The following is a 3999-nucleotide window of genomic DNA, read 5'->3' as shown; positions in this document are numbered from 1 at the left end:
GAACGCCTTTGGCCAGGCGCAGTGCGTTAAAAAGGCCTAATTGCGTCCGCAACCAACTGGGCGCCTACCCTGCCGAACAAAGCACATCAGAGCCACTCTACGGTAGCGGGCCCTTTGCCGCGCAGCGCAGCGGATGCGAAGCCTGCCTTCGGCAAGCGAAGTGATGCCGTCACGCGGCACGGCATGACCCGCGCTTCGCGTGGGTCATGCCCGCTTCGCATCGGACATTTTCTGGACGGTGCCGGCTGGTATGGTGTCACGCATTGCTGCGCGCCGAATGCCGATGCTTAATCCGGCCGCGCGCCATCGAGCTTCGTAGACCCGTCCATCAGCAGGAGTTCTCGCCATGAGTACAGAGACGCCGGATTACCTCAACTGCAGTCAGGCCATAGTGGGCGGTCTGATCGATGCGCTGTCCTGCGCGCTGCTCAACAATTTTCCGGCGCTCGAAGCGGATCAGTACGACATCGGGCTGACACTAGGCGCATTGCGTCTGTTGCGTCCACGAATGGCCGAGCTGGACACGATGGAGGCCGTGCTCGCTATGCAGCGCGGCCATTGGGACGACGCAATCTGCGTGCGCTCGCGCGTGATCGAGGGCGCGCCACAATTCTCGTATGCGAAAGCGCTGCTCGCGTTCGGCCTGTCCGTGAAGGGCGATGCCGGCTGGCGCCAATGGGCGAGCGCCGCGCTTGCGCAGAATCCCGATCGCGACACGCGCCAGCTCGTGCGTGCGCTCGAAGCTCGCGACGATCTGCGCGAGGCAATTGGCGTCTGTAGCAATGGCGGCGCCTTCGAAGTGCCGCCATCCATCGCAGCGCTCAACGACGAGTTGCCCGCCGCGCCATCGCCTGCGGGCGATGGCGCGGCGGGCAAGGGTATCTGCGCGTCTGAGTCTGCAGGGCGGCGCGGCTGCGTTGTCAAAGACCACTTACGGCAAGAGGCTGATCATGTCACTTTCTGTCACGAACCAGCAGATCGCGGCTGCGCTGGCATCGCCCGCGGCCGGCGGCGATGCGTCGCTGCAACAGGCCGGAAACCACTTCAAGATGCTGATGCGGAATCCGCTCATGTCGCCGCCCCACCACGGCAGCGACATGATGAGTACCAATGTGATCGCGAAGATGGCCGCGGCGCAGGACGTGGAGATCCAGAAGTCGGTGCAGGAAATGACCGCTGCAGCGATGAAAGCGGCGCTCGAACTCGCCAGCACGCAGCTCGACATGGGGCCAAGATGAGCGTGGTCAACTCGTCGAAGTCGTCGGTCGAAACGCTGATGAGGAATCAATAGGCCATGCGGGAAACCACGAATGCCGCAGCCGGGCCGCTCGCTCACACGATGCGTGTGGTCGCGCTCGGACTTGCGCTTGCGGGCAGTATCGCGCTGGCAGGCTGCCAGAAGGAGCTGTATCGCAACCTGACCGAACAGGACGCGAACGAGATGGTGGTGGCGTTGCTTGAGCAGAGCGTCGACGCGTCGAAAAGCACCATCGACAATGGCAAGACCTGGACGCTGGAGGTTGACGACAGGCAACTGGTTCGTGCGATGCAGGTGCTGCGCGAGCGTGGCCTGCCGCACAGCCGGTACGATGATCTCGGCAGCCTCTTCAGGAAGGACGGCCTCGTGTCAACGCCGACCGAGGAACGGGTGCGCTTCATTTACGGCTTGTCGCAGGAGCTCTCGGCGACGCTCTCGAAGATCGACGGCGTGATCGTCGCGCGTGTGCAAATCATGCTGCCCAACAACGATCCGCTTGCGCAGCAGATGAAGCCATCGTCGGCATCGGTGTTCATCAAGTACCGGCCGGATTCCGACGCGACCGCGCTGGTGCCGCAGATCAAGACGCTCGTGATGCATAGCGTCGAAGGACTGACCTACGACGCTGTGAGCGTGACTGCGGTAGCCGCCGATCCGGTCGATCTGCCGAAGCCAGCGCTGGCGCAGGTTTCGCCGTTGCCCACGTTGATCGCAGCGGCGCTGGTGTTTCTCGTCGGCGCCGCGAGTCTGTTTCTGTGGCTGCGGCGCGGCAGGCCGGAGCAGAGCGCAACTGCTCCGCTTTATTCGCGAATTCATCCGCGGATCAATGCGCTCGCCGGCAAGTGGCGGCGAGCAAAACCTTCTTCGGCTGCGTGATGGCGGCATCCACGTTGTCTTTGTCAGCCCTCTCGGCGTCGGAATCCTCGGCGTTTGGTGCGGTATCGTCCGTCGCTGCCACCGCAGCTGCGCTCGCCGCGTGGCAGCGCAATGCAAGCGAGGCTGCGCGCTGGGCCCATCCGTCGTGGTGGGCGCCCGCGTTCGATGTGAAGCCCGCCATAATGTCCGCGTCATTCGACGCACTGCGCGAAGCGCTGGCCAGCACGCACGCCGGCTTGCTCGCCGGCTGTTCGCGGGCACTGTTGCGTGCAGCGGACGTGGCGAAGCCCGAGTTCGACAGCTTGCGTGCGCTGGATCCCGCCGTGCTCGACGCATTGCCTGTGGACGACGGCCTGCGCGTGCTGCGCATGCGCGCGCTGCTAATGCGCCGCGCCGACGTGCGGCGGCTGATCGACAAGCGGAGCCGCCGGCGCCTCGCGCAATGGGTCGGCGTGCCGCTCGAGCGGCTGAGCGCCGCACCTCTCCAGGGCACGGCTCATGTTTCAGCTAACGCGACCGATGTGGCGGGCCTCGTCGCTCGCGGACAGCTGCCGCCGCTCGAGGAGATCGACGAAGAGCGGCTCGCCTGCGAGGGCTATGCGCTGATCGCGCAGGACATGCATGAGGCGGCACAGTCCGTGATGCCAGCACGCGCGCCTCACCCATGCGCACTGTTGCGCCTCGCGTTGCCGCGCGACCTGCCGCCGTGGCTAGGGGCGCGCGTGCGCGGACTCGACTTGAGCGGCACCGCGCTTCTCTTTGCGCAGCTTCCCGAACTGCTTCCGGAGTGGGCATGGCTATTTGGCTGAGATCGGACCGGTTGCTCCGCACGGAGGACGGCGGCAGCCACGGGGAGCGGCGCGGCGGTGGGCATGTCGGCGCGCATGCGGATGTCGTGCCGCGTGCCGCCTTCGGGACGCTGATGGAACTGGACGCCGCCTACGAGCAGCTCGCCGCCGATCGCGACGCCGCGCGCGACGAGGCGGCGGTGATCGTCGCGGTGGCCCATGCAGAAGCTGCAACGATTCGCGAGACAGCGCGCGCTGAGTATGAGCACGCCGCCGCGCACGGTTACCGCGACGGTGAGCAGCGTGCGCTCGCGGACTGGGTGGAGCGGCTCGCGGATGTCTGCGCCGGACAACACCGGGCACAACTGAAAATGCGCGAGCGGATTGCGAGCATCGTCACTGTGGCCGTTGAGCAGATCGTCCAGGTCCAGCAGGCTGATCAGCTGTTCGAGCGGGCGCTGTCGGAGGTGGGCCGCATCGTCGAAGGCGCGGCGTGGCTGCGCGTCGCCGTGAGCCCATTCGACTACGACAAGGCCTGCGTCGCGTTCGAACGACTCTGCGCGCGCTGGCGCGATCTCGGCAGGCCGTTTCCGCTGTCGGTTGTCGCGGACAAGCGGCTCGCGCCCGGCAGTTGCCTGTGCGAGTCCGATTTCGGCGCGATCGATGCAAGCCTCGCGACGCAAATGCGGGCGATGCGACTTGCGGTTTCGCGCGCGCTCAAGCACTCGGCGGGCGAACTGAGCGGGCTCGCGCCGTATGTCGCCACAGCAGTGGTCAATGCGACGGCACCGGAAGATGCAACGGCGGACCACCACGCCGATGCAAGCGACGGCTGGAACGACGAGGGCCGGCGATGACCTCGCCGCGCGCGGCCGGCATGTCCCGCATTGGCCCTACGGGCGACGTCGACAACCGCGACGACGCGCTGCTTATGCACTTCGATGCGCAACGCCTCGCCGATGCGATCGAACAGGAAATCTTGTCGACACAGGGCATCGCGCGGACCGGCAAGGTGCTCGAGGTTATCGGCATGCTCGTCAAGGTAGCCGGGCTCGATGTGATGCTTGGCGAGCTGTG

The 3999-nt window shown here is 66.0% G+C and carries 4 protein-coding genes and 2 pseudogenes; all 6 read left to right on the top strand.

The window, feature by feature from the left end:
- Nucleotides 1-346 precede the first annotated feature (346 nt).
- Nucleotides 347-784: pseudogene (locus EVC45_RS48145) on the top strand (HrpB1 family type III secretion system apparatus protein); the annotation flags it as partial.
- The gene (locus EVC45_RS48140; protein WP_373683132.1) at nt 783-1238 is read left to right on the top strand and encodes a hypothetical protein; all 456 of its coding nucleotides are present in this window, start codon (nt 783-785) and stop codon (nt 1236-1238) included. The pseudogene EVC45_RS48145 and the gene EVC45_RS48140, both read left to right, overlap by 2 nt.
- A 56-nt stretch (nt 1239-1294) precedes the next feature.
- Nucleotides 1295-2134 carry a type III secretion system inner membrane ring lipoprotein SctJ gene (sctJ, locus tag EVC45_RS43695; RefSeq protein WP_129964245.1) on the top strand — a complete coding sequence of 280 codons (840 nt, stop codon included), beginning with the start codon at nt 1295-1297 and terminating at the stop codon, nt 2132-2134.
- Entirely contained in the window at nt 2134-2943 is an 810-nt protein-coding gene (locus EVC45_RS43690; protein WP_129964244.1) for a type III secretion protein HrpB4, read from the top strand. Before sctJ ends, EVC45_RS43690 begins: the two co-directional genes overlap by 1 nt.
- Nucleotides 2928-3779: a type III secretion system stator protein SctL gene (sctL, locus tag EVC45_RS43685; RefSeq protein WP_129964243.1), complete on the top strand. Its 852-nt coding sequence runs from the start codon at nt 2928-2930 to the stop codon at nt 3777-3779. Before EVC45_RS43690 ends, sctL begins: the two co-directional genes overlap by 16 nt.
- Nucleotides 3776-3999, top strand: a pseudogene (locus EVC45_RS43680) (EscN/YscN/HrcN family type III secretion system ATPase); the annotation flags it as partial. The gene sctL and the pseudogene EVC45_RS43680, both read left to right, overlap by 4 nt.

The organism is Paraburkholderia sp. UYCP14C (assembly GCF_004197395.1).
Taxonomy (GTDB): Bacteria; Pseudomonadota; Gammaproteobacteria; order Burkholderiales; family Burkholderiaceae; genus Paraburkholderia.
The sequence above is the reverse complement of the archived record's forward strand: the minus strand, read 5'-3'. Positions and strand labels throughout refer to the sequence as shown.